The 25,904-nt window shown below is 56.0% G+C and carries 25 protein-coding genes; 20 read left to right on the top strand and 5 right to left on the bottom strand.

Annotated elements, in window-relative coordinates:
- Positions 1 to 119: 119 nt before the first annotated feature.
- From NZ823_18310 to NZ823_18300, 3 genes are all read right to left on the bottom strand, one after another.
- On the bottom strand, positions 120 to 1,463 hold the full coding sequence (locus tag NZ823_18310; protein ID MCS6807079.1) for a glycerate kinase: 1,344 nt from the start codon (positions 1,461 to 1,463) through the stop codon (positions 120 to 122).
- A gap of 142 nt (positions 1,464 to 1,605) precedes the next feature.
- Entirely contained in the window at positions 1,606 to 2,124 is a 519-nt protein-coding gene (locus NZ823_18305; GenBank protein ID MCS6807078.1) for a hypothetical protein, read from the bottom strand.
- Between the two features lie 81 nt (positions 2,125 to 2,205).
- Positions 2,206 to 2,466, bottom strand: coding sequence for a hypothetical protein (locus tag NZ823_18300; protein ID MCS6807077.1), 261 nt, complete (start codon positions 2,464 to 2,466; stop codon positions 2,206 to 2,208).
- Positions 2,467 to 2,756: 290 nt separating this feature from the next.
- On the opposite strand from NZ823_18300, the gene NZ823_18295 reads away from it, so the two are divergent.
- The 20 genes from NZ823_18295 to rfaE1 all read left to right on the top strand — a co-directional run bounded on the left by NZ823_18295 (position 2,757) and on the right by rfaE1 (position 23,490).
- Complete coding sequence (locus tag NZ823_18295; GenBank protein MCS6807076.1) at positions 2,757 to 3,347, top strand: hypothetical protein; 591 nt, start codon at positions 2,757 to 2,759, stop codon at positions 3,345 to 3,347.
- Positions 3,340 to 5,103, top strand: a complete 1,764-nt coding sequence (locus NZ823_18290; protein MCS6807075.1) for an OmpA family protein — start codon at positions 3,340 to 3,342, stop codon at positions 5,101 to 5,103. The genes NZ823_18295 and NZ823_18290 overlap by 8 nt, the downstream gene beginning before the upstream one ends.
- 10 nt (positions 5,104 to 5,113) lie before the next feature.
- Positions 5,114 to 5,608 (top strand): GTP-binding protein, encoded by a 495-nt coding sequence (locus NZ823_18285; GenBank protein MCS6807074.1) that lies wholly within the window; start codon positions 5,114 to 5,116, stop codon positions 5,606 to 5,608.
- A 68-nt stretch (positions 5,609 to 5,676) separates the two neighbouring features.
- Positions 5,677 to 7,416: a sigma-54-dependent Fis family transcriptional regulator gene (locus tag NZ823_18280; GenBank protein MCS6807073.1), complete on the top strand. Its 1,740-nt coding sequence runs from the start codon at positions 5,677 to 5,679 to the stop codon at positions 7,414 to 7,416.
- Positions 7,417 to 8,148: 732 nt separating this feature from the next.
- Entirely contained in the window at positions 8,149 to 8,619 is a 471-nt protein-coding gene (locus NZ823_18275; GenBank protein MCS6807072.1) for a LysM peptidoglycan-binding domain-containing protein, read from the top strand.
- A 763-nt stretch (positions 8,620 to 9,382) separates the two neighbouring features.
- On the top strand, positions 9,383 to 9,598 hold the full coding sequence (locus tag NZ823_18270) for a hypothetical protein (protein ID MCS6807071.1): 216 nt from the start codon (positions 9,383 to 9,385) through the stop codon (positions 9,596 to 9,598).
- 346 nt (positions 9,599 to 9,944) lie between these two features.
- Complete coding sequence (locus NZ823_18265) at positions 9,945 to 10,640, top strand: DUF4197 domain-containing protein (GenBank protein ID MCS6807070.1); 696 nt, start codon at positions 9,945 to 9,947, stop codon at positions 10,638 to 10,640.
- A gap of 63 nt (positions 10,641 to 10,703) precedes the next feature.
- Entirely contained in the window at positions 10,704 to 10,856 is a 153-nt protein-coding gene (locus NZ823_18260) for a hypothetical protein (GenBank protein ID MCS6807069.1), read from the top strand.
- Positions 10,850 to 11,290 (top strand): large conductance mechanosensitive channel protein MscL, encoded by a 441-nt coding sequence (mscL, locus tag NZ823_18255; GenBank protein ID MCS6807068.1) that lies wholly within the window; start codon positions 10,850 to 10,852, stop codon positions 11,288 to 11,290. Before NZ823_18260 ends, mscL begins: the two co-directional genes overlap by 7 nt.
- Positions 11,291 to 11,538: 248 nt before the next feature.
- Positions 11,539 to 13,983, top strand: a complete 2,445-nt coding sequence (locus NZ823_18250) for an AAA family ATPase (protein MCS6807067.1) — start codon at positions 11,539 to 11,541, stop codon at positions 13,981 to 13,983.
- A 149-nt stretch (positions 13,984 to 14,132) separates the two neighbouring features.
- Positions 14,133 to 14,489 carry an iron-sulfur cluster assembly accessory protein gene (locus NZ823_18245; protein ID MCS6807066.1) on the top strand — a complete coding sequence of 119 codons (357 nt, stop codon included), beginning with the start codon at positions 14,133 to 14,135 and terminating at the stop codon, positions 14,487 to 14,489.
- Positions 14,490 to 14,610: 121 nt separating this feature from the next.
- The gene (locus NZ823_18240; protein MCS6807065.1) at positions 14,611 to 15,705 is read left to right on the top strand and encodes an Mrp/NBP35 family ATP-binding protein; all 1,095 of its coding nucleotides are present in this window, start codon (positions 14,611 to 14,613) and stop codon (positions 15,703 to 15,705) included.
- 41 nt (positions 15,706 to 15,746) lie between these two features.
- Positions 15,747 to 16,064 carry a DUF971 domain-containing protein gene (locus tag NZ823_18235; protein ID MCS6807064.1) on the top strand — a complete coding sequence of 106 codons (318 nt, stop codon included), beginning with the start codon at positions 15,747 to 15,749 and terminating at the stop codon, positions 16,062 to 16,064.
- Positions 16,065 to 16,074: 10 nt separating this feature from the next.
- Complete coding sequence (locus NZ823_18230; protein ID MCS6807063.1) at positions 16,075 to 17,541, top strand: CUAEP/CCAEP-tail radical SAM protein; 1,467 nt, start codon at positions 16,075 to 16,077, stop codon at positions 17,539 to 17,541.
- A gap of 17 nt (positions 17,542 to 17,558) precedes the next feature.
- Positions 17,559 to 18,152, top strand: coding sequence for a NifU family protein (locus NZ823_18225; protein ID MCS6807062.1), 594 nt, complete (start codon positions 17,559 to 17,561; stop codon positions 18,150 to 18,152).
- A 58-nt stretch (positions 18,153 to 18,210) separates the two neighbouring features.
- Positions 18,211 to 18,909 carry a DUF169 domain-containing protein gene (locus NZ823_18220; GenBank protein MCS6807061.1) on the top strand — a complete coding sequence of 233 codons (699 nt, stop codon included), beginning with the start codon at positions 18,211 to 18,213 and terminating at the stop codon, positions 18,907 to 18,909.
- 181 nt (positions 18,910 to 19,090) lie between these two features.
- Positions 19,091 to 21,115, top strand: coding sequence for an aconitase family protein (locus NZ823_18215; GenBank protein ID MCS6807060.1), 2,025 nt, complete (start codon positions 19,091 to 19,093; stop codon positions 21,113 to 21,115).
- A 110-nt stretch (positions 21,116 to 21,225) separates the two neighbouring features.
- Positions 21,226 to 21,420 (top strand): Trm112 family protein, encoded by a 195-nt coding sequence (locus tag NZ823_18210; protein MCS6807059.1) that lies wholly within the window; start codon positions 21,226 to 21,228, stop codon positions 21,418 to 21,420.
- A gap of 7 nt (positions 21,421 to 21,427) precedes the next feature.
- Positions 21,428 to 22,498: a glycosyltransferase family 9 protein gene (locus tag NZ823_18205; protein MCS6807058.1), complete on the top strand. Its 1,071-nt coding sequence runs from the start codon at positions 21,428 to 21,430 to the stop codon at positions 22,496 to 22,498.
- 8 nt (positions 22,499 to 22,506) lie between these two features.
- Positions 22,507 to 23,490, top strand: coding sequence for a D-glycero-beta-D-manno-heptose-7-phosphate kinase (rfaE1, locus tag NZ823_18200; protein ID MCS6807057.1), 984 nt, complete (start codon positions 22,507 to 22,509; stop codon positions 23,488 to 23,490).
- 130 nt (positions 23,491 to 23,620) lie between these two features.
- Here rfaE1 and NZ823_18195 read toward each other — a convergent pair whose 3' ends face one another.
- On the bottom strand, positions 23,621 to 24,148 hold the full coding sequence (locus NZ823_18195; GenBank protein ID MCS6807056.1) for a hypothetical protein: 528 nt from the start codon (positions 24,146 to 24,148) through the stop codon (positions 23,621 to 23,623).
- Entirely contained in the window at positions 24,145 to 25,725 is a 1,581-nt protein-coding gene (locus tag NZ823_18190; GenBank protein MCS6807055.1) for a tetratricopeptide repeat protein, read from the bottom strand. The genes NZ823_18195 and NZ823_18190 overlap by 4 nt, the downstream gene beginning before the upstream one ends.
- Positions 25,726 to 25,904 lie beyond the last annotated feature (179 nt).

Below are 25,904 nucleotides of genomic sequence, written 5' to 3'. Positions count from 1 at the left end.
TGATTCGTGGTCCGTCATCCGTGATTCGTGGTCCGTCATCCGTGACCCGCATGTCGCATTCAATGCTCCATCCACGAACCACAAACCGCGATCCACAATCCACAGATCACGATCCACGATTAACCGACTAAAATCAATCGCAAATCCATCACATTGGTCAATGTTGGCCCGGTGATCAGCAAATCTCCGAGCGCTCGGAAAAAGTGATAGGAGTCATTGTCGCGCAAGAATCGCTGCGGGTCGAGACCCTTGAGCCGGGCACGCTGCACAGTTGTTCCATCGGCGATGGCGCCGGCGGCATCAGTCGGACCATCGCTGCCGTCAGTACCGCCGCTCAATATAACGACGTTTTTCCATCCATCAATATCAATGGCCGCGGCTAGCGCAAATTCTTGATTGCGCCCGCCAAGCCCTCGGCCACGAATGGTGACTGTTGTCTCGCCGCCGGAAATGATACAGGCTGGTCGGGGAATCGGATTCCCGCTCCGGCAAATTTCTTTGGCTATAGCAGCATGAACGCGAGCCACCTCCCTTGTCTCGCCTTCAACCAGCGTTGACAAAACAAGGCAGCGATACCCAGCGGCCTCAGCTTTGCGCTTTGCAGCTTCAACAGCGAGGATATTGCTGCCAATGATAAGATTCTGTGGCCGCCGCTGCCCTCGGAATAATGGATCGTTCGATTTGGGCGTTTCCTCTATTTGGCCGCGCGCGCCGCGCTGCAATACCTTTAGCACCGCGGACGGAATCTGATCTCTTAATTGATACTTGTCCAGAATGCGCAAACAGTCGGCAAACGTCGTATCGTCAGGCGCAGTTGGACCAGAAGCAATACTGCTCACGTCATCGCCGACGACATCCGATAGAATCAACGAAACGACTCGTGAAGGAGCAGCCAGCCGCGCCAATCGCCCGCCCTTCAGTTGCGACAGATGTTTGCGCACGGCGTTGATCTCGTGAATCGTTGCGCCGCACTGTAGCAATAATTGCGTCACCCGTTGTTTATCGGCTAACGTCACGCCTTGCGTCGGGCACGGCAACAGCGCCGACCCGCCGCCCGACAACAGACAGATCACCAGATCATCTCGCGTTGTTTGCCGCAGCAGTTCGATGATCTGCTTGCTATTGTTCAATCCGGCCTCATCCGGCACAGGATGTCCCGCTTCGCGAGCTTGAATAACTCTGAGCGATGCGCCAGCGTGCCCGTACTTGACGCTGACTAATCCCGCCTTCAGTTTGTCCTCGCCGACGATCTCTTCAATGGCCTGCGCCATGGCGGCTGATGCTTTGCCGGCTCCCACCACATACACGTGGCCTCGACGCGAAAGATCATACGTGCGCCCGTCAATGTTGAGCTTTTGGTCTCGATAAGAGACATGGCGCCGGATAGCGGCAATAGCATCCACAGCCTGCAATCCCGCATGAAAAATAGCCAGCGCGTCACGGCGTAATGTGTGCAGGTTCATGGCAGCATGAGTATACAAGACGCTGAACAGGAGAGACTAGCCACTGCTGCACGGCCTCGGCTCATGAGTCGCAGCTCAGTGCTCCTGACGTCTGATGCGTCAGTGAGGCTCTCTGATAATCGTCTCTTGTTCTCTGTCTGCTTTAAGGGACGGCGTATAGGGTCGCGCCTGAGCTAAGTAACAAGTCATCGCTGCCCGGATTGAGCAGTTCGACTTGCATCATCGGGCCGCGCACAGGCAATTCTATATCCACGCCTACACCTGGACTGAGGACGCCCAGTTGATCGTCACTGAAAATGGTCAGCGTATCATCGGACATTGGACCGAAACGCACGATCACGCCGAGGTCGCCGCGATTGTTGGCCGACGCTTCCAAACGGAGAATCACCCGCGACATGCCCCTGACATCCACGACCGGTGAGAACGCCGACTGATTGGCGCGCACACGCCGGCCTTGCGGAAAGATTTTGCTGAACACCGCCTCGCCCCCGAACTGAGCGGTTGAGCTGACAATGGCTGCCCTTTCTAACGGCACGCTGCGAGCAACATTGATTCGCCATTGGTTGTCTGAGCGAGCGACTGTCTGACGACTGCGAACACCGAATCCATAACCAACCATCATTACAAAAACAAGCAGAGCGATAACCATCGGTCTTTTCATATTTGTTCCTCCCTACAATGAACCAGCCTATAGTAGCAGAGAGGGTATGCGCAGCGTAAGCGCCATCGGGTTGGCGGCCTGTCAATGCTTGTGACGGCGCGGGCGTGTTGGTTCGGGAAATTCTCGAAACGAGATCGGCTGGCCGGACTGCTCGCTTTGCAGCGCCAATTGATTTAACTGCTCAGCCGTGAGGCTCTGCCCGTTGATGACGATGGAGCCGAGCTTTGAGGCCCAAACGGCCAACTGACGGAGCATGCCGGCAGGCAGCGGGTCGCGCGTGTAGAGCGCCGTGCCTCGCAACGTCAAGTTGACCATGGCAGTGTGGGCGCCAGGTTTCCACATATCAGCCCACTCTATCATCGCAAAAAGCGCTGCTCGAAAAAATCCGTAAGAGTGCTTAATTAGCGGTAGGATTTTGCCTATACAGCCACGACGGACGGCGAGGGCCCAAGAGGTAGTTGCCTGCTGACCAGTCAGTGCTTTGTCGGTGCATGTTTGCATTGACGCTCCCGGTTCATTGACACTAAAATGGCCGCCAGTCGGTGACTGAACTGGAGATATGATTATGGAGCAACAGTGGTGGGATGAGTTACCGATAGGCAACAAACATGACCCAACAGGGAGAGGAGCTTATGTCAGAACTAACCGGAGCGATGGAAAGCACGAATCAAGCTACTACAGGGGAAGCTCACGGCAGTGGGAGTCTCGATAAAGTTCGCGATATTCTATTCGGCGCGCAGGCGCGCGAATATGAGAAGCGGTTCACGCGTTTGGAAGAACGTCTGTCACGCGAAGCGGCTGACCTGCGCGAGGACATTCGCAAACGGTTTGATGCGCTCGCCGATTATTTTCGCGGCGAAATCGAATCGCTCACGCACCGGTTGATGAGCGAACGCGACGAGCGAACAGCCTCCAGCAATGAACTGGCGCGACAACTGCACGAGCTGGCCGGCGCTATGGAACGGCGAGCGACTCAGTTGGACGATGAAATGAACAGAAAGCATCGCGAGCTGCGTCAACAATGGCTCGACCAGGTGCGGGTCCTGAACGATGACATACAACGCCGGCATGAAGACCTATCGGCCACGTTGGAACGGGCTGTCCACGAACTCCGCAATGAGAAGGTAGCTCGCACGGCGCTTGCCAACTTGCTTACGGAAGTCGCCATGCGATTGAACAACGAATTCACGCTGCCCGGCTCCGAGGAGTTAGGCAATGCCTGATACATCTGCGACGAATGTGTCTGTGGACGTTTCATTCGATCGCCATGCTGATGACCGTGAACTGGACGAGCTCCGCCATCTGCTCATTGGGCCGGAGCAAACTGAGCTTGTGCAACTGCGCGAGCGGGTAGACCATCTGCGCCACGCTGAAGGTATCAGCGAAGTCCTGCCTGATGCCATTGTGCTGCGCACGCGCAAAGACCAACAACTGACTGAAGCGCTACTGCCCACCGTGCAACAGGCGCTGACCATCTCCGTCAAACGTGATCCACAGCCGATCACCGACGCGATCTTTCCGGTGATCGGACCGGCGATCCGGAAGGCGGTCACCACGGCATTGCGCGAGGCGCTGGAATCATTCAATCAAGTGCTTGAACGGAGCCTCTCCTGGCAAAGCATTCAGTGGCGACTGGAAGCGCGTCGCACAGGCAAGCCGCTGGCTGAAGTGATCATGCTTCACAGCCTGCTCTATCGGGTTGAGCAGGTATTCTTGATTCACAAACGAACCGGGTTGCTGCTGCAACACGTGGCCGCCGAGACCGCCGCGCCAAGAGATGCCGATATGATTTCCGGCATGCTCACGGCGATTCAAGATTTCGTGCGCGACTCATTCACGCTGGGCACGCATGATGAGCTGGAAACATTGCAGGTTGGTGAACTCACCGTGTGGATCGAGCAAGGGCCCCACGCCCTACTGGCTGGCGTGATTCGCGGGCACGCACCGGTTGAACTGCGCGCGGTGTTTCGTGACGCACTGGAGCGCATTCATCTAACGCAACGCGCGGCGCTGGAAGCCTTCGCCGGTGATGACGCACCGTTTGAAGCCACGCGGCCTTATCTGCAAGCGTGTCTTCAAACGCAATATCAACCCACGACGAAGAAACTCTCGCCTGCGCTGGTCGGCTTGATCGCGTTGCTGGTGGTGGCGCTGGGTGTATGGGGATGGTGGACGCTCCGTGATAACTGGCGCTGGCATGATTACCTTGAACGGCTTCGCGCCGAACCGGGCATTGTCGTCACAAACGCGTTCAAGCAGAGCGGCCGATTCGTTGTCGCTGGCTTGCGCGACCCGCTGGCTGCTGATCCGCAGGCGTTGCTGCGAGAAAGCAAGCTCGATCCCGACCGCGTCGTCGGTCAATGGGAACCGTATCAAGCGTTAGAACCGACGTTCATCCGTCAGCGAGCCGAGAAGCTGTTGCAACCGCCGCCGGGCGTGTCGCTGCGCGTTCAGAATAGCGCATTGGTTGCCGTCGGCGCGGCGCCACATCGTTGGATCGTTGACGCGCGACGGCTGGCCTGGGCTGTTGCCGGCATTACAGCTTGGCGTGAAGAACAACTGATTGACCTGGATAAACAGGCGCTAGAATCCAAAATTGAGGCATTGCAATCGCAGACGATCCGGTTTGCTGGCGGCACAACAACGCTGTCGCCCGGCCAAGAGCGCATGCTGAACGAGCTGGCCGCTGCGCTTCGCCAACTCGATCAAGCGGCTGCTGCCATCGAACACGCGGTTGAGGTCACGGTGAGCGGTCATACGGATGCCAGCGGATCAGATGAAGCGAATCTCCGGCTCAGTCAACAACGCGCTGAGAAAGTGCGCTCATGGTTAATCGCTCAAGGTGTCAAGGCCAGCGCGCTCACGGCGCGTGGCCTCGGCGCGCGTGAACCGTTGCAACCGGAAAAGACAGAATCAGACAAGGCCGTGAATCGTCGGGTCTCGTTCACGATCAGCCTTCGCGATGTGAGTAGGAGGTGATCCGAAAACTGTGATCCGAAAAAAAATTTGCATGTTGGGCACATCGGCTGTCGGCAAAACGAGTCTGGTGAGGCGCTTCGTCACGAGCATGTTTTCAGAAAAATACCTGACAACTGTCGGCGTCAAGATTGACAAGAAGGCAGTCTCACTTGAAGGTCAACTGGTCAACCTGGTCTTGTGGGATTTGCATGGGGAAGATCAATTTCAGCAACTGCGCTCCTCTTATTTGCGCGGCGCGGCCGGCTATTTGTTGGTGGTTGATGGCACACGCCGAACCACGTTGAACGATGCGCTTCAGTTGCAGGCCATGGTGGAGAATTTGATCCATCAAATCCCTTTCGTTGTGGTGTTGAATAAGTCGGATTTGACTGCTCAATGGGAGCTGACCCCGACCGATACGGACCCGCTGGTGGCGCGCGGCTGGACTGTCATGCGCACCAGCGCCAAAACGGGTCTCGGGGTGGAGGAAGCGTTCCTGACGCTCACGCGAGCGATGCTCTCGTAAGAACTATCATGCACGAGCGGAGGAAGCGTTCCTGACGCTCAGGCGAGCGATGCTGTGAGAGCCTCATCATGCACGAATTGATCTTGAATGATTTGATGGCCGCTTTGGATATCGTTGTTCTGGAGCGGCAACCCAATGGAGCATTTCATATTCTCAGTCCGACCCCTGAGTGGTTCTGCGGGATTTATCCACAGGCGGCGACCGGGCAAACGGACTTCCAACCCGCGCATGCTTTTGATTTCCTCGACAACTTCCTCATCGATGCCGAGGCATGGTGGCATGACAACCAAGAGGGCTGGTTGAAATCCGGCCCCTGGCAGGAAGCCGATCCGAGCGGGTGCGAACGCTACTTGCAAGCGATTGCCATCCGCGCCGGTTCGAGAAAGTTGCTTTTACTCGAACAAGTCACACAGGCGTTTGAAGAGAAACATGCCATTTTACAATCGGCTCGGGAAGTCAGCCTCTCCAAGACCAAGCTCGAGCAAAGTTACGAACAGGTCAGAAAAAGTCACGATGATTTGATCTCCATCCTCAATCAACTGCGACTGGGCACAGCGATTACCGACGAGCATGGGCGCGTGATGTTTTTGAGTCAAACGTGTCGTGACGTAATGGGCCTCTGTGCCGATGAAGCGTTGGGCATGCCCTGGCAAGAAGCGTTTCCATTTGAGGCGAATGAGCGACGTCAAATCCATGCCATGATGCAGCGCCCGCAACAACAGCGCAGCAAAGTGCTGGTGACCTTCTCCACCAACGAGGGTCACCAACGCTGGATGGAAGTCGAAGTTCAAGACGACCCACGTGATCGGCGGCGCGCCATCTTTTTCTTCTATGATGTGACCGAGCTTCATGACCTGCGTCAACTGTTGGACGAAAAGGCTGTCTTTCATGGATTGGTTGGCGTAAGCCCGGCGATGCAACAAGTCTATCAGCATATCCGCGAGGTCGCAGAGGTGGACTGGACCGTGCTGATTGAGGGCGAAACAGGCACAGGCAAAGAGCTGGTCGCGCGGGCGATTCATCAAATCAGCCAGCGCAAGGACCAACCGTTCATCGCCGTCAACTGCGGCGGGCTGACCGAATCCATTTTGACCAGTCAACTGTTCGGGCATCGGCGTGGCGCGTTCACCGGCGCCGTCACAGACCATAAAGGATTTTTTGAGGCAGCCAACGGCGGCACGATCTTTCTCGACGAGATCGGCGACATGCCGCTCAGCGTTCAGACCAACCTGCTGCGCGTGCTACAGGAAAAAGAGATCACACGGCTGGGTGAATCCATGCCACGCAAAGTGGATGTCCGTGTGATCGTCGCAACACATCGTAATCTGGCGCAGGAGGTCGAGGCCGGGCGATTCCGCGCTGACCTGCTCTACCGTATTCGCGTTGGCCGGATTCAACTGCCACCATTGCGTCATCGCCGGGAAGACATCCGGTTGCTGATCGAATCATTTCTCAGTCGCTGTCGCGCTGTCAGCGGCAAGGCCGTTACCGGCGTCAGTCAGGATGCTATGCTCATGCTGATGGAGTATGAGTGGCCGGGCAACGTGCGTGAGCTGAAAAGCGCCATCGAGTATGCTGTCATTCGCTGCCGCGGTTCGATCATTCAAGCTGAAGACTTGCCAGCCGAAATCCGAAGCGCGCGCCCCCCTGAGGAGCTGCCACAAGATGAAAAACAGCGGCTGCTGGCTGCGCTCAAGCGGGCGGGCGGCAATCGAACAACTGCCGCGCGGATGCTGGGCATCGGCCGGTCAACGTTCTACCGCAAGCTGGCCAGTCTGGACATCAAACCGGAAGCCTCTTCTCAGTGAAACAGCAGCCTGAAGCTCGAACTCATACTCGATCCTTCAATGGGCTTCAAACCGGAAGCCTCTTCTCAGTGAAACGGCATCAAGCGAACGCGGCTGCTGCTAGAGCGGTTTGTGAACGAGTTTACCCTGACAGCGGCCGTCATCAGCCCGCAAGATGTAAGGGCCTCCAGGCCAAATGCAATTGAAAATTGCTCTCAGTGACCGATGTTGGCAGATGAGCGGTTTGTCTGGATCTCGATCTGTCCGATCTGCCTCATCGGCGTTCTACCTTTTGAACATCTTGTTCTTGGAACCTCCTGGACCATGATAATCAGATTGAACCACCGCAGTCAGACGGTGCTTGTGTATCCATGAGACACAGGTGGGACACTGATGGAACATATTTTCTGTGCCATCAGAGCCTCGAACACGTACTGTGCAACAACCACGTTGGCAGGTCAACTTCTATTGAATCAGTCAATTGCTCTAAGAGCGGCAGTGGCGGCACAGTGCTTGCTCTGCGTGTGTACTCCTGCGAGGGGATATGATGGTGCGACGGGGGATGGAGATTGCAACAGTACAAGGCAACGCAGGCAAAATGGTCAGCAGAACTCATGAGCTGAACATGAAGGATAAGATGCATGCGAGACGGTCACATCGTGAGCCTGCAGGCCGAAATTTCTCAACTGCACTAGACAGTGTATCAGCAAATAAGCTAGTCTAGCCGCGCTACTTTATTTTGGAGGAGAAACAATGGGGATATTCGATAAGATGTTTGGAAAAGGCGCTTCAGCAGCGCAAGCAGCGCCCGCCGCAACAAAGCGCTTTGAAGAGTTAAAAGCCAAGTATCAATCCGTGCTGAACTTGATCCAGCAACAGAAAGTTCAGCTTCACAATCTACACGTGCAAGACAACAAACTGTTCATCAAAGGAACGGCGCCGTCTGAACAGGCTAAAAATGCCGTCTGGGATCAGATCAAGCTTGTCAATCCCACCTACGACGATCTGATCGCCGATTTTGATGTGGCTGCACCGAGTGCTGCGCCGTCGGCGATGCAAACCTATACGGTCAAGCCCGGCGACACACTCTCGAAAATAGCCAAGCAGTTCTACGGTGACCCTAATGAGTACATGCGCATCTTTTATGCCAACGAGGATCAGTTAGACGATCCCGATTTGATCAAGGTCGGACAGGTGCTCAAGATACCTTCTGAAAACGCCTGAAATGTCTGACGTGCCGCTGTCGAGCGAGGCTCAAAACAAGGCGACTATGTCATCATGAAAAATTCCACCAACCGCTCTGGAAGGGAGATTCACTGGTGACGAACAGGATAGTCAGCTAAACGCGGGGTTTCAGGTCAATCCTCCTTAAATCGCTTGAGTGGGAGTAGGAAAGCCAAAATCCTACTCCCGATTTTTTTGACCGAGCTTCGACACACTCTCGCATGTGCGCCGATCGTGGATCAAACCCGTATTCGACGCACACGAGCTGCCACACTTCAACCACCCGATAGCATGCTCTGACATTGGGCGAGTGCGGTCTTGCTCCTAACCGTGCAGATAGATCATGCTCATGCTCATGGTCATGCTCATACTCACCGCTCATACTCATACCCACACTGACCGCTCATCCTCACGCGATCACGCGCGGACGACTGTCTCTGTGGCACTCATTTGTCTCAGGCGGGACAACATGACACACCGATGAAACGCCCCTGATGTCTCAACGATGGATTGGCGTCCGCTTCTGAGGTGGCCTCTTCGATCAGCAACCCAATCATCATGAACAGGTTGAGAATTTCGGCATCACTCTGGCACAGGCTTTGCAGTCGTGTTTCCTGCTGAGGGTCGTTCGATGTTTCAACATCGAACGACCTCAGCAGCTTATCGCACCAGGGTCAGTGGCGATGGCTGATGACCGAGACCCCATCTTCGCCGCTGCTGGCTCTGGTGCGGCCAAGTTGAGAGAAGCACAACAGGGAGCATCATGAACAAACCAATGAATGACCTTGTCAAACTGGTTTCGCAACGCGCCAACATCCCTGAGCACGCGGCTCAAACGGCGATTGAGAGCGTTCTCAGCTACCTGAATGAGAAAGCGCCGGTTCCCCTCAAACACCACCTGGCAAGCCTCCTAGGCGAGGAGGAGCAGGGTGAAAAGAAATACGCCAAAGGGCTGGGGGATATGCTCAGTCAGCTCTAGCTGTGTGCCGGTTGTCCGTAGTCCGTTGCTCGTCGTTGTGTGTGCTCGGTTCACGAGGGTGGTAGTGGTCGGTTTATGTCGGCGAGTAGCGGACTATGGAGAAGCGGTATAGCGAGTTTGCCTGCGTAGGGGGGCACCGTTGTTGTCCAGCAGGCAAGGGGGTCATTCGGCCTCTTGGTCAACCTACTTCCAACAGCGTTGTGATGCTTCCTCCACTCTTCTCCCGAGCATCACAGAAGCGACCCGGATGGGTATGACAATGGCCGAATGACTCCATCATAGCTTATTGGCTCAGCGCCTTCCTTGTGCTATGATGGCCAGCAAAACACGAACGGAGGCGTGGTCAATGAGCTTCACTGTCATACTCATCCTGATGCTCAGCGCGATCTCTGCCGCACAGGTGGACCGCGTCCTCGAACGTCTCGGCTTGGGACACCGATTAAGCGAGTCACAAATCGTCGCCGGGTTGAAAGAAGCGTTACAGGTCGGCACGACTAACACGGTCAAGCAGACCGGGCGTGTGGATGGGTATTTCAAGAATCAAGCCATTAAGATTTTGCTACCGGAAAAACTGCGAAAGATGGAAGCTGCGCTCCGTTTTGCTGGCTATGGCCCGCAGATTGATCAGCTCGTATTGAGCATGAACCGCGCAGCCGAACAGGCCGCACCGCGGGCCAAGTCAATCTTCTGGGATGCGATCAAACAAATGACGTTCGAGGATGCGCGCGCGATCCTGAATGGCCCGGAGACGGCCGCAACCGATTACTTTCGACGCAAAACGACCCCTCATCTGATCAGTGCGTTCAAGCCGATTGTGCAACAGGCGATGAATGACGTCGGTGTGACGCGACGCTACAAAGAGGTCCTGGGACGCTCTCAGAACATTCCCTTTGTGAAAACTGAACCGTTTGACCTTGATCAATACGTGGTGGAGAAGAGCCTCGACGGGCTGTTTTATGTGCTAGGGGAGGAAGAACGCAAGATACGTCGTGATCCGGCCGCGCGCGTGACCAAATTGTTACGCGACGTTTTCGCGTCATAGCGGATTGCATGGCGGCCGGTCAGCCATGCTTCGCGTCAGATGAGCATATAACAATGGGCATACATGGATCGGACGCAGGTGACGTGGATTCAACTGACGACCGCCGATAGCGAAGCAAAAGCCGAGATCGCCGGCAGCAGCGCCGAGCAGGTCTGTGCGTGCGGCTGTCCGGCAACGGATAGCTCGACCGATACGGGAGGACAAATACGATGTTAAAAGAATTCAAGGAATTTGCTGCACAAGGTAACATGGTGGACATGGCGGTGGGTATTATGCTCGGAGCCGCATTTGGCGCCGTGATCAACTCGCTTGTCGGTGATCTCTTCACACCGATCATCGGCTTACTGCTGAACGCTGATTTCAGCAATATCTTCACAATTTTGAAGGAAGGCAATCCAGCAGGCCCCTACGCAACGCTGGCTGACGCCAAGAAAGCCGGCGCCGTGACGATGAACTGGGGTGTGTTTATCAACACCGTGATCAATTTCCTGCTGGTTGCATTTGCCCTGTTCATCGTGGTCAAAAACATTAATCGCATGAGGAAGCAACCGCCGCCGCCGGACCTAACGACAAAAGAATGTCCACAATGCTTGATGCTCATACCGATCAACGCGAGCAAGTGTGGGCATTGCACGTCGGTTATAGCTTAGCCGTGCCGGTTTCAGACAGCTCCCCTGTGAAAATCGCTGGGAGCGCACGCTTCCGGGCGTGCCCGCTTGAGCCCGCTTGCAATGGCGCTCCCAAGTTTCCATCCTTGGTGGCCGGCGATGGCTCACGGCCGATTCCTCAGAAAGCATCAGAAGCCCGCAAAGTAATGATTCATTGCCGGACGCTTGAGTCTTGATGCCGGCTGAAGGATAATACCGCCTCCAAACATCATCGCCTACGGAGAGTGAATATGCCTGAGCATCGAGAGCTAGTGGCTGAGGAAGTCTATCGCACCTGTGACGCCGCTGAGCTGGATTTTGAAACAACAGCAGATGTACCGCCATTGCAACATATCATCGGTCAAGCGCGCGCCGTCAGCGCGATCAACCTTGGACTGGACATTGAAGCCCGCGGCTACAATCTCTATCTGGCCGGCCAATCCGGCACCGGGCGCACGACATTGATTAAAACGATCCTTGCTCAATTGGCCAAAAACAAGCCGGTGCCGTGCGACATTTGCTTGGTCAACAACTTTTATGACCCTGACCAACCGCGCGTGTTGTATCTGAAACCGGGCCTGAGCCGCCAACTGGCCAAGGACATGGACCAACTGGTAGAAAGCTTACAGCGGGAAATTCCGCAAACATTCGAAGGGAAAAGTTACGAGGCGCAGCAGGCCGAAATTTTGAATCAGTATCAACAACGAACGAGCGCCTTGTTCTCGAACCTGCAAAAGCAGGCGCATCAGGAAGGCATTCAGTTTCAGGTCACGCCGGCGGGCGTCATCACGCGCGTCATCAAGAACGGACAGCCGATTTCGCAGGAACAATTCGAATCGCTTTCGGAGGAAGAGAAAGACGAAATCCGCAAACGCATCGAGACATTCAACCACCGGGTGATGGAAGTGATGGAGCAGGTGCGTGACGCCGAGCGGCAGACGCGTGATCAGATCAAGGAACTGGAAAGGCAAACGGCCAACATCATCGTGCAAAGTTTGGTCGGTTATTTGCGACGTAAGTACGCCGACCATAGTGGCATCATTGAGTACCTTGACCAAGTGCAGGCCTATGTGTTGGAGAATATCGGCGAATTCCAGCGCAAGGAGGAGACGGGCGCGCCAGTGCCAGAACCCGCCCTGAAGGCGCTCAAGCTCGTCGAACAACGAACCCGCTTTGTTGAGTACCGCGTCAACGTGCTGGTGGATAACGGGACGGCTGAGGGCGCGCCTGTCATCATTGAATCAAACCCGACGTTTACCAATCTGTTTGGCACCGTTGAACGTGAGGTCCATTTCGGCGCCCTGGTGACCAATTTCACGATGGTGAAAGCTGGATCGTTGCTGCGGGCCAACGGCGGCTATCTGCTAATCGAAGCGATGGACTTGCTCAAGTATCCGCTCGTCTGGGATACGCTCAAGCGGTCGCTCGAAACCGGGCAAGTCCGCATCGAAGACCCTGCCGTTCAATATGGATTGATCAGCGCCACCGGATTGCGAACCGAACCAATCAACATCAACGTCAAAGTGATCCTCATCGGTCATCCGCTGCTCCATTATTTGTTGTTCGCCTACGACGAGGATTTTCGCAAACTGTTCAAAGTCAAAGCTGACTTTGATACACAGATGAAGAGAACCGCCGAGAATATCCGACACTACGCTCAATTCATCGCCTCCTATAGCCAGCGCCAGCAACTAAAACCATTCGACCGCAGCGGCGTCGCGGCGTTGATTGAATACGGCTCGCGCCTGGCCGACGATCAAACGAAACTCTCAACTGAGTTCGGCGCCATCGCCGACATCATGATCGAAGCAAACTACTGGGCTTCGCAGCAGAAAAGCGAGGTGGTGCGACGGGAGGATGTTGAGCGAGCGATTGAAGAAAAAATCTATCGCTCTAACCGCATTGAGGAACGCCTCCAAGAAATGATTGTTCGCGGCTTCATTTTAGTGGACACCGATGGCGCCGTGGTCGGGCAGGTCAACGGATTGTCAGTGCTGAGCCTGGGCGATTACGAATTTGGTAAACCGGTGCGCATCACCTGCGAAACATTCGCCGGCAAGAGCGGGGTGGTGAATGCAGAATCGCGCGCCAAACTCAGCGGCAACATTCATAATAAATCATTCATGATCCTCAATGGCTATCTGGGCGCGACGTTCGGTCGGGACAAGGCGCTGCAATTGGCGGCCAGTATGGTGTTCGAGCAAACATACGAAACGATCGAAGGCGACAGCGCCTCGATCGCCAGTGTGGTGGCCTTGCTCTCGAGCTTGGCCAACGTGCCTGTTAAACAGTCGCTGGCCGTCACCGGCTCGATCAATCAGAAAGGTGAAGTGCAGCCAATCGGCGGCGTCAACCAAAAGATTGAAGGCTTCTTCGCTGTCTGTAAGATGCGCGGCCTGACGGGGCAGCAAGGCGTGATCATTCCCCATCAAAACGTCACCAATCTGATGTTGAAAAAGGATGTGGTTGAGGCAATCCGTCATGGACAGTTCCATATCTATCCGGTGACGACGGTTGAAGAAGCTGCCGCCTTGCTCACCGGAATGGAAGCAGGCCAACGGGCAGCCAACGGCTCATTCCCTCCAGGCACGCTCTATGCGCTGGTTGAACAGCGCCTCAAGACGCTGGCTGAGCAAGAAAAAACAACAAGTAACGGTCAAGAAAAAGCGGGAGAGGCGAACAATAATGAAGCGTAACACGGCGCAATCTTCTCAGCGCGAATCCATCAGTACCATGCTGGCCGAAATCATGGCTTGGCAGGTCGGGGTCGCTCTGTTATAATCAAGCCTTACCAAAAGGTAAGAAATCGCATTCAACATAATTTTTGCATGAAGGAGAATACGGAATGAGCGCAACAGTTGGACAGCCACCATTGAGTTTGCATATGACCGCAGCGGCGGCAGAAGCCGTCAAACAATTCATGGCGAGCGAAAACGTCGGCCCTGAAGCGGGCCTGCGGATTCGCGTCATTCCCGGCGGGTGTTCGGGATTCCAATATGACATGGTGATTGACGATGGCCCGGCAGCAGGTGATGATGTGGTTGAATTGCAGGGCATCCGTGTCTTTGTGGATCAGATGAGCAAGCGCTACCTCAATGGCGTCGAGCTGGATTATGTCAATTCGATGATGGGTTCAGGGTTCACATTTAAGAATCCGAATGCCACCGGCAGTTGTGGCTGCGGCAGCAGCTTCACCGTGTAACGCTTGAGAGCCGCCTCTCATTGGCGGCTTTTTTCAATCACCGTTGCGCGTCGGGCCAATCTCACGGGGGCTGACCCGGAGCGCAGGAAAAGTCCTTCCCCGGCGTAAGGATCAATAGTGTATGGCTCTACTAAAGAAATCGTCCGTCTCCGAAGCGGACATACTGAAGGCGTTGAGCGTCGTCAAAGACCCTGACCTGCATAAAGACATTGTCACGCTCAAGTTTGTGCAGAACATCAGAATAGACGGTGGGGCAGTGAGCTTTGATATCAACCTCACCACGCCAGCTTGTCCAGTTAAAGAACGGCTCAAGGAAGAAGCCGAGCAAGTCGTTCGCGCGCTGGATGGAGTGACCGACGTGCGTGTGAATTTGACAGCCGACGTGCGTCAGCATGCTGGATTGGATCGTTCAACGCTGTCAACAGTCCGCAACATCGTGGCAATCGGCAGCGGTAAAGGCGGCGTGGGCAAATCAACGGTTGCGACGAACCTGGCTGTTGGATTAGCCCAAACCGGCGCGCGTGTCGGTTTGTTGGATGCCGATATCTATGGCCCGAGCATTCCCATCATGATGGGCAAGAATGAACCGGTCGAGCTGCACGGCAACCGCATCCGGCCATTGCAAAATCACGGCATCAAGTTTATCTCGATGGGGCTGTTTGTGCCCGGCGATAAACCGCTGATCTGGCGCGGCCCGATGGCGCACAAGGCATTAGAGCAATGCTTATTTCAGGTCGAATGGGGTGAATTAGATTACCTCATTGTGGACTTGCCGCCGGGCACAGGCGATGTTCATCTGACGTTAGTGCAATCTGTGCCGGTCACGGGTGGGGTCATTGTCTCTACGCCGCAGGACGTCGGCTGGAAAATTTCACTGAAAACGCTCCGCATGTTTGAACAGACGAACGTGACGATCCTCGGCATCATTGAGAACATGAGTTATTACATCTGCCGGCAGTGCGGTCATCGTGAGTATATCTTTGGCTCCAGCGGCGCGCTGAACGCCAGCCGTGAATTGGGAGTGCCATTCCTCGGAGAGATTCCCATTGACGTCGCCATTCGGCAGTACGCCGACGATGGCACGCCGATCATTGCTGCCGATCCGGATTCGCCATCGGCGCAAGCATATCGCCAGATTCTTGGTCACCTGGCACAGCAAATCAGCATTGAGAATTATCGAAAGATTCCGCTACAGATTCTCGAAGTGCCGGCGTAGACGCGCCGGCGTCGCCCGTATGGGCATGGAAGGGGTTGCGCATGAACCGAGCGGACAGGCCGGTCGGCATTAAAAAGATCGGTGATGCGACACTGGAGATCACCTGGGAGGATGAGCACGTCAGCCGGTACTCAGCCCCGTACCTGCGTCAAGAGTGTCCGTGTGCCGCCTGTGTGGACGAATGGACGGGACAAAGACGTATCACGCCTGACTCGATTGCCTCAGACCTGAGCATCCGCGCCGTTGATCTGGTCGGCCAGTATGCGTTGAACTTCACCTGGAGTGATGGTCACAATACAGGCATCTATAGTTTCCAGACGCTCCGGGCGCTCTGTCCATGTCCGTCGTGTCGCGCATAAGCAAAATCGTATGGCTGGCGTCCTCCACAATAACATGAACGGCAAGACGATCCTGCTGGTATCTTGCTACGAGCTGGGCCATCAACCACTGGGGGTAGCCTTCCCCTGTGGCTTTCTCCAACAGGTTGGTTATGCAACGGACACCCTTGACATTGCCGTCGAACCACTGGACGAGACAAAGATCGCCAACGCGTGGTTCGTCGGTATCTCGGTGCCGATGCACACGGCGCTCCGGCTGGGCGTGCGCGTGGCAGAGCGGATTCGTCACGTCAATCCACGGTGTCACATCTGCTTTTACGGTCTTTACGCTTCGCTCAACGCTGATTATCTGCTCGAGCATGGCGCCGACTTCATCATCGGTGGCGAGTATGAAACACCGTTAGTTGCATTGATTGATGCGCTGGCCAATGGCGGTTCTTTGGACATTGCCGGTATTAGCCGGCGCGGGCATGTGGGCCGTCCTTATGTGCAACGGCAGCCGTTCGTAGCGCCGCAGCGCAGCAGCTTGCCGCCGTTATCCAAGTATGCGCGGTTGGAGCACCAGGGAACGCAACGACTGGTCGGCACCGTTGAAGCAAGTCGCGGTTGTTTGCATCACTGCCGGCATTGCCCGATCCCACCGGTTTATGGCGGTCGGTTTTTCATCGTGCCAACCGATATTGTCTTGAACGATATTCGGCAACTGGTTGAAGCCGGCGCGACGCACATTACGTTTGGCGACCCTGATTTCCTCAACGGCCCTGGCCATGCGCGGCGCGTGGTCCGCGCATTGCACAACGAATTCCCTGCTCTGACGTTCGATTTCACAGCGAAGGTCGAGCATCTGCTGAAACATCAGGCCATATTGCCGGAGCTGGCCGAGTCAGGCTGTTTGTTCGTCGTGTCGGCGTTTGAATCGCTCAGCGACACCGTGCTGGCCCATTTGGAGAAAGGCCATACGCGGGCTGATATTCACAAGCTATTAGACGTGGTCACCGAAGCCAAACTGGCGCTGCGACCGACCTGGGTTCCGTTCACACCGTGGACGACGCTCGATGATTACATTGACATCCTCCAGTTCGTGCGCGATCACAAATTGATTGACTATGTTGATCCGGTGCAATACACGATTCGATTGCTTGTGCCGCCCGGATCAAACTTGTTGCGACAGCCGGCGATCCAGCCATTCCTTGGCGCCCTGGATCACCAACATCTCAGTTATCGCTGGAGACACCCTGATCCCTGCATGGATGATCTCCACAAAACGGTCAGCGCGTTGGTTGAGCAAGCTGCTCAATCAAACGAACATCCGGCCAAGACATTTGACCGCGTGTGCCAGGTAGCCTATGCTATGCGTGGAGACGAAATGCCGGAACTCATTTCGACTGCGACGCGCGATCAAACTGGGCGTGCGCCACGCCTGACTGAGCCGTGGTTTTGCTGCGCAGAGCCGACGACGAGCCAGTTTGACGCGCTCCAGAGACGACGCGGCATTTGATACGAAGGAGAAAGACTATGGACCAAGAGATTAAAATCATGGCTGAAATTCAGACAGACCCATCCAAGTGCCGATTCACAGTAGACCGTCAGGTTTACGACGGCGCCGCTTATTTTGCTCATCAGGAAGCGGCCAAAGATTCGCCGCTGGCGGAGGCGCTCTTTGAGATTCCGCAGGTGACGGCCGTGTTGATTGCCGGCAACATTGTCACCGTGACCAAGCAGGGCTACGACGAGTGGATGCCGATTGCCAAGCAGATTGGCGCAGCCATCCGCCGCGTGCTGCAATCGGGCGTGCCGGCCGTTTCGCAGGAATTCAAAGCGCGCATTCCATCATCCGACTACATCCGGGATAAAGTCATTGATCTGTTGGAGACCCAGATCAATCCGGCGGTAGCCGCGCATGGTGGCTACATCGAGTTACTAGACGTGATTGATAACAACGTCTTCATTCGTATGGGCGGCGGCTGTCAGGGTTGCGGCATGGCCAATGTCACACTGAAACAGGGCGTCGAGCAGCTCATTCGTGAGCAGATTCCCGAAGTTGGTCAGATTCTGGATACGACGGATCATGCCGCCGGCCAGAATCCCTACTATTCACCGGCCAAATAGGGCGAGCTAGCGGGACCAACCGTGCTGCCTCTAGCTCGACCGCAATAAACCGAGGCTCATGCGAGCAACCTACCTTCAGAAGCACTTAAACTTGACGTGGTCACCAGTGGCGGTGACATTTGTATCAACTGTCCCGAAAGATATCCCGCACGTGGAGCAGGCCGCGGCAGCCGGATGCAGCTATTGGAAACTGGCCGCCGAAGGCGTCACGTTCTACACAACTGCGGCAGATCATCTGAACTGCCCTATTGGAGCGTTCACTCATCACGTTGACTGGCCACCGGAGCGAGCAAACGAGCGTGAAGAACTTCTTACCATGATGGTCGGCTTGGAATACGTCCATCAGGATGAGATTGCCGCACTGCCACGACGACGCGAGCCATGCCAGTACGTCGTTTACGCGCCACTCACTTCAACACCGTTGGACCCCGATGTGATCATTGTGCGCGGCAATGCTAAGCAGATTATGCTACTGGCCGAAGCCGCCCGCGCGGCCAATGTCGGCCATGATATGCAGGCTATGCTGCGTCCAACCTGTGCGATCATCCCTGAAGCCATCGAAGCCAAACGAGCCAGCCTCAGCCTCGGGTGCATTGGAAATCGCGTCTACACTGACCTTGGCGACGATCATTTCTACTTTGCTCTTCCGGGTCCAGCAGCCGAAGCGGTTCTCGAAAAATTGCCGGTCATCGTGGCGGCGAACGACCAACTTGAGCAATTCCACCGCATCCGCAAAACAACGCATCGGCATTCTTGAGCATGAACACGAAGCAAACACCGCTCCGCTGATGTTACCCGCTCATGAGGCTTTTCGTGGCGCATGGCGGTGAACCTCGGAGCCGGCGCTCTAGCTGTTCCTTTACGCATCGGTGAGTGGCCAGTATACTTGCTTCTCGCCTATGCGTGCAGGCAATTTCTGACAATAAGGATACGGGATCATGGTGAGCAGCCTGTTGAATCGCACGGTGTCAAAGCGACCGGACCGAATTCGCTTTAATGGTCGAATTCTCTTTCTGACAGAGGACCCACATCTGATTCAGCGACAATTGAACGGCGAGGACCTGGCGTGGCGCCCGGACATACCGTTGCGCCACGATATTAGCACAGATGAAATCGCGCCGGCATACATCTGTTACTACTTCGATGAGACGCTTGGCGAGTTTGCTTACATTGGATTACGGACGGGCGGGCAATCGCCGGTGACGCGCGGCTCGGTGAAGCGAGGCGGCTTTGTCGCCAGCGTCTCAGGTAAACGTCGGGGCAAAGGGTCGAGCCGCGAACAAGCCCCATACGCCGAGTTGAGCGCCGGCATTCGCTTGGTCATAGCTGAGAATATCGAGCGCATCTACCGGCAAAATTGCCAGAATCTCGGAATGCTCACATCCACGAATTTTCAGTTGATTGAGCGTCTTGAGCGCGGCGATGAAATCGCGCTCAGCGAATTCACTGAAGGGGAGGACGAGATCACCTGTCAGATTATCGAGTACGGCGGCCTGTTCGCTTTCAACGTAGCCCGCTTGCAGGGGCAGGCGCGGTTGCCACAGATTAGGACGCCGCAGCGACCGATGACGCTGGCGGAGAAAATCTTGGCTCGACACATGGTGGTGAATTTAACTGAAGACCGCGTCGGCGTGGCGGCAGTCCAGCCGGGCGACGCCGGTTTTGTCCGCGCCGATATTCGGTTCAGTCACGAATACGTGACGCCGATGGCCGCCATGATGTTTAAGCAACTGGTCGGCGAGCATGAGAAAGTCAACGATCCATCCTCCATTTATTTGTTCCGCGATCACCTCACATTTTTGGATGAAGTTATGCCGCCGGAGCGGCGAGCCATGGGGCTGCTGGATTTGGCCATTCAACAAAAGCTGATGCAAGAAGCGTTCGCTCGCGAGCAGGGCATCACCTATCACGGCGAATTGACTGACCGAAAGGGGTCTGAAGGAATTTGCCACAATATCATCCTGGAGAATTATGCGCTCCCTGGACAGGTGATCGTTGGCACAGATTCGCATACGCCGCATGCCGGCGCGATTGGTTGTGTGGCCTTTGGCGTGGGCACAACAGACATTTTCAATTCGTGGATCACCAAAGATGTGCGCGTGTGTGTGCCGCCGTCAGTCAAAGTAATTGTGCGCGGGCGCCTTCCGGCGGGTGTCACCGCCAAGGATTTGATTTTGGCGATCCTGCGCCTGGAGTACGTCAAGAGTGGTCAAGCGATCGGCAAAGTCATCGAGTATGCCGGCGATGCCATCGAAGCATTGAGCATTGACGAGCGTGCCACGATGACGAACATGGCGGCTGAAATCGGTGGGTTCACCGGTGTGGTTGCGCCTGATGAAAAGACCGTTGATTTTCTCGTCGAGCGACGTGGCCTGCCACGGGCTGAAGCCCAGCGGTTGTGTGAAGGATTGTTCAGCGATCCGGATGCCGCCTATGACCACGTGATTGAACTGGACGCATCGCAGTTGCGACCGATGGTGGCGCTGCCGGGTGATCCCAGCCAGGGCGTGTTCATTGACGAGCTGACCGAGGTCATCCCGATTGAAATTGCTTATGGCGGCTCATGCACCGCCGGCAAGAAGGCGGATATGGATATGTATGCTCGCGTGCTGCGTGAGGCGTTGCAGCAAGGGCGTGGCGTTCATCCGTCGGTGAAGTTTTATATCCAGTTTGGTTCGCAAGAAGTGCGTCGTTACTGCGTTGAGCAGGGCTATCTGGAGATCTTCCATCGAGCCGGCGCGACGGTTATCGAGCCAAGCTGTGGCGCCTGTATCAACGCTGGCCCCGGCGGGACAAGTCGGGCTGATCAGATCAGCATCAGCGCGCAGAATAGGAATTTTCCCGGTCGCAGTGGTCCTGGCCAGCTTTATCTGGCCAATCCGCTGACTGTGGCCGCCTCGGCCGTTGCCGGCAGGATCATGGCCTACGAGGAGCCACCGGAGGTCACTCCTGCCCATCCTTGAACCCGCTTATCATCAGGACGGAGTGGGACCGAATGCTTGTTTTGACAATGCTCGGTTGCCATGTTAGAGTACCCGCGCCAGTCTGAGATGAACGCATAAGGGGCATGACGATGAGCATCAAGCCTGAATTGTTGGAGATTCTGGCCTGTCCGGCCTGTGTCAAAACGGAGCAAGAGCGCGCCAAAGTGCAACTGACGGCTGACGGTCAAGGGTTAAAGTGTCCGATCTGCCATCGTGTCTATCCGATTCGTGATGGGATTCCCGTGATGCTGGTGAAAGAAGCGACGGTGCAACCTCCAGAATGAGACGCCTGTGATTGATTGGAGTCAGATCAACCGCGTGCTGTTGGTACGACTACGCTCGCTTGGTGATACTGTCTTGATGACGCCAAGTTTGGCGCTGTTGAAACAGTTTCGACCAGACCTGCATGTCGCCGTCTTGCTGGAGAAACCTTCGGCGCCGTTACTGAAGCGGCATCCACACGTGGATGAGGTGATTGTGCTGAGTCGGATGCCAGGCCTGTTGGGCAATGTGTGGCGACGCTGGCATCTGGTTCAACGCTTGCGCCGCGCGTCATTCGACGCGGTGTTTGATCTGCATGGTGGACCAACGGCCACAATGTTGTGTTATCTGAGCGGCGCACGACATCGCATTGGTTATGCTGGTTACAGACATTCGTGGATGCTCACGCATCGCGCGCCCGACCCTGAAGTGATCTGGCAGAAATCCAACGTGCATTCAGTCGAGCAACAGGCGGGATTACTCAAATGGGCTGGCGTGCCGATCCAGCAGATTCCTCCTACGTCGTTATACGCTCGTGAGGCTGTGCAGCATAATGTCGCAAGCCGATTGAGGCGATTAGGAATTGATGGGGCGTTTGCGTTGATCCATCCGGGCGGGACGGCCGAGGACAAACGCTGGCCGGTCGAGCGGTTCGCTCGCCTGATTGAGGCGCTCTGGTCCGAGCACGGGTTAGCTTCGGTCATCATTGGCACGCGCCGTGATAAGGCGCAGTTGGATGAGCTGACGACACGCCTTGGCCCACGGCTCGTAATGATGGTGGACTTGCATCTGAAAGAGCTGGTCGCCCTGTGTGCCCTGGCGCGCCTATTTGTCGGCAATGATAGCGGACCAGCCCATGTGGCCATGAGCCAGCGCTGCCCGACGGTTGTGATCTTCGGCGCGTCCAACTATCACGTCTGGCGGCCGTGGGGCGATGCGCCTCATCAGGTTGTTCAGGTCGAGCGCGATGCGACGGGTCGGCTGCTCGCGCCATCCGAGCGTATCGCTCATGTTTCGGTAGACGCCGTGGTGGCGGCGGTCGAGCACGTGTTGAGTCAATCAACCCACCGAACCGTCAGGGTTGTTGAGCCGTCCGCGTGAGTTTGCAGATGCTTGAGCAAGAGATCGAACAGATTATCCGGCGATTTTCTCATCAGCGGTTACTCGTGCTGGGCGATTTGATGTTGGATCAGTTTATCTGGGGAACGGCCGTGCGCATTTCGCCGGAAGCGCCTGTGCCGGTGGTGCGGATTGAGCGTGAGTCCGTTCACCTGGGTGGCGCCGGCAACGTCGCTCATAATGTGATTTCGTTGGGCGGCCAAGCTGTATGCCTGGGCGTGATCGGCGAGGATGAGGCCGGCCAGCGATTGGTCGAGACGTTGCAACACATCGGCGCGCAAGCCTGCGGGCTGATCCGCGACGCAACCCGACCGACCACCGTCAAGACGCGAATCATCGCTCATCATCAACAAGTCGTGCGCGCCGACCGTGAAACCCGCCAGCCACTGCATCCTTCGTTGACCGAGCAACTGGTTACTCGCTATGCCGAGCGCCTGCCGGATGTCACCGGCGTCATCATATCTGACTACGACAAGGGCGTGGTCACACCATCGTTATTGGCGCAGATTCTGCCACTGACCGAGCAGGCCGGCAAACCCGTCTTGGTTGATCCCAAGCTGCGTAATTTCCGGTACTACTCGCCCGTCACCTTGCTCAAACCGAATTTGCGAGAGACAGAAGCTGTGACTCAAATGGAGATCACTGATGATGCGTCGTTGCGCGCGGCTGGTCAGCGCATCATGCGGCTGGTGCGGTGCCAATACCTGCTGGTGACGCGCGGCGAAGCGGGCATGACGCTGTTTTCCCGTGACGATCAACTGACCCATATCCCGGCGATGGCGCGAGAGGTCTATGATGTCACCGGCGCCGGCGACACGACGATCGCAGCATTGGCATTAGCGTTGCTCAGTGGCGCCACGCCGGCGCAAGCGGCGCTCATTGCCAACCACGCAGCCAGTGTGGTCATCGGGAAAATCGGCACGGCCACTGTCAGTCAGCATGAGTTACTGACAACTATTCACCAGACAGGCTGACAGCGCGCCAGCAGCCTGCGCGAGCAGGCATCACCGGTCACAAGTCACCATCAGAGCGCATGACAGCGCGCCAGCAGCCTGCGCCAAGGCGATCCGTGGTCGTTGCAAGTTGTATTGGTGGAGAGCGGGATTATGGGATTTTGAAAATGTCCGACCCAGAAAATCGGTTCAACGCCGTCATTCGAAGCCGCTGCGCGGCGAGCAGCGAATCCTCCACCACTGGATGTTCACGAGGAAAATTTCGCTTGATTTCTTGCAGTATAGGAATTTGTTTGCGCAGGGAAAGATCAATCTCTTTGTAAGCATTGCGCTGTCGCTTGCGTTCCGGCTCAGGCAAGCTGTCAATCGAATCGAGCGCGTAGACGAGGATGTGCTTGTATTGTTCGAGCAGCGTCAGAACATCGCTGTAGTGCTCGCGCTGGATGAACGCCTGAGCCTGCGTGAGCCGACGAGCCGCCATGCTCAAGAGTTTGCGAGTCCGTTTGGTTGGATTGTCTTCTTGGCGCACTTCGGACCATTCTTCAGCCGTCAACGCAGCAGAGGACAACTGGTTGACCGGCGCCGGGCTTTGGCCGGTCATTGCCGGCTGACCGCTCACTGACATGACGGCCATTACTAACGGCCACAGGACATGGGATGACAACCTCCTAGCGTTCATCGCTTTTTGCCTCGCTGCTTTTCGATCGCTCGACGCACAGCCGGCAGACGAAATTTGACATTGTCAGCTTCCGCTTGATGCTGACCAGCGTCGGCCAATCGGAGAAATGCTTCATAAGCTGGTAAAGCCAACTCGTATTGGCCAAGCTTGTCATAGCAAATTCCAAGGAAATAGTAGGCAATCGCCGTATTCGGGTTGTGGGCGACGATCCACTCAAAATGTTCAGCGGCAGCAGCAAATTGTTGTAACTGAAAGAGCGCCGTCGCCGCATTCGTGCGGGCATAGTAATGATTCGGCGCGCGTTTGATGGCCTCAAGGGCAACGCTGAGGGCTTCGTCATACCGTCGCATTTTGAGTAAAGCTGCGCTCAACCCGGCCCGATAATCAACATCCTGCTCGTCCACCTTGATCGCCTGGAGATACGCCTGCGCCGCTAGAGCTGGGTCGAGCGCGAGCAAGGCGCTGCCAAGCCGAGCCAGTATCTCAGCATCCTGCGGTGATTCCTTCATCAGTTGTTGTGCATGAGCCAAGGCTTCCGCTTGACGCTGGACGGTCGCCAATAGAATTACCAATTTCAATCGTGCCTGTCGGGCTTCTGCTGATGCAGTTGTGCTACTCAGTGCGGTCTCATAGAGGGCGATGGCTTCGGCCGGTTTTCCCGCTAATTCGTAAAGAGCGCCCAGCTCAAGCGCGCGGCTGGATGAGCGATCCTGTTCATAGACGACCGCCATATCTTCGGCAGCGCCGGCAAAATCCCGGCGTTGGGCGCGAAGCCGGCTCCGTTGCTGGCGAGCCAGCAGGTCGCGTGAGTCCAAAGCAATCGCTTGGTCATACGCGGCCAGCGCTCTGTCGCTCTGACCTGACTGTTCGTACAGATAGCCTTGCAGGCCATAAAGAGGAGCCGAAGCAGCGCCTGTGGCGAGCAGGACATTGAGACGGGCGCTCGCTTCTTCTAGCGCGTTTCGCTCGATCAGCAGCCAGATCAAGTGAGTGGTCGCTCGTTGCAGTGTGCCGTCAAGCGCGACGGCATGACGATAATGTTGCTCGGCATTGACGACATCCTGCCGCTCACGGTAGATGTCTGCCAACGCGCTGTGCGCGCGAGCGAAAAACGACTTCACTGCCGCGTCTGCCGACGGTTCAGACGATGATAGGATGGTTGGTTTCAGTGAGAGCAATCGTTCCAAATCAGCTTGCGCCTGATCCAGTTGTTTTTGTGCCAATCGCGCCATGGCGCGTTGAAAGAGAGCTTCGGGGAAGTCAGGGATGATCTCCAGCGCCCTGTCATAAAAGGCAATTGCAGTGTGCAACTCGCCGCGCGCGTGCGCCTGCTGACCTTGTTCAAAGGCCGTGATGGCTTGTTGCTCAGCCGCTTGCGCAGCCTCCCGTTCAGTTGTCGTTGTGGAGGGCGTCTTGGCCGGCGCCTGTCTTGCGCGTTGCGCAGGCGAGCTTGTATTGCGTTGAGCGTGTCCAATCACGGCTGGCCACAGGATCGAGGCGGCGAGCGTCAGAGCGCACACCAACACCATGAGTTGCAGCCGGCCTATCAATTGCCTTGTGAAACCCCTGATTGTCATGCGCGCGCACCGATGCAATGCTAACATACTTTGGCAGTGATTGCACAAGCGAGGCTTTGCCTCACAAAAGCTGCATTGCCTGGCCGAGAGTGGGCGAAGCCAGTATAATGAACGCGGATTTATGAGGTGTTCTCCTACAATTGAACACGGGATGGCGGAATGTAATACGCTTCTTTGCC

Source organism: Blastocatellia bacterium, from assembly GCA_025054955.1.
Taxonomy (GTDB): Bacteria; Acidobacteriota; Blastocatellia; order HR10; family J050; genus JANWZE01.
Note: the sequence above shows the minus strand (reverse complement) of the source record. Positions and strands in the feature narration are given on the sequence as shown.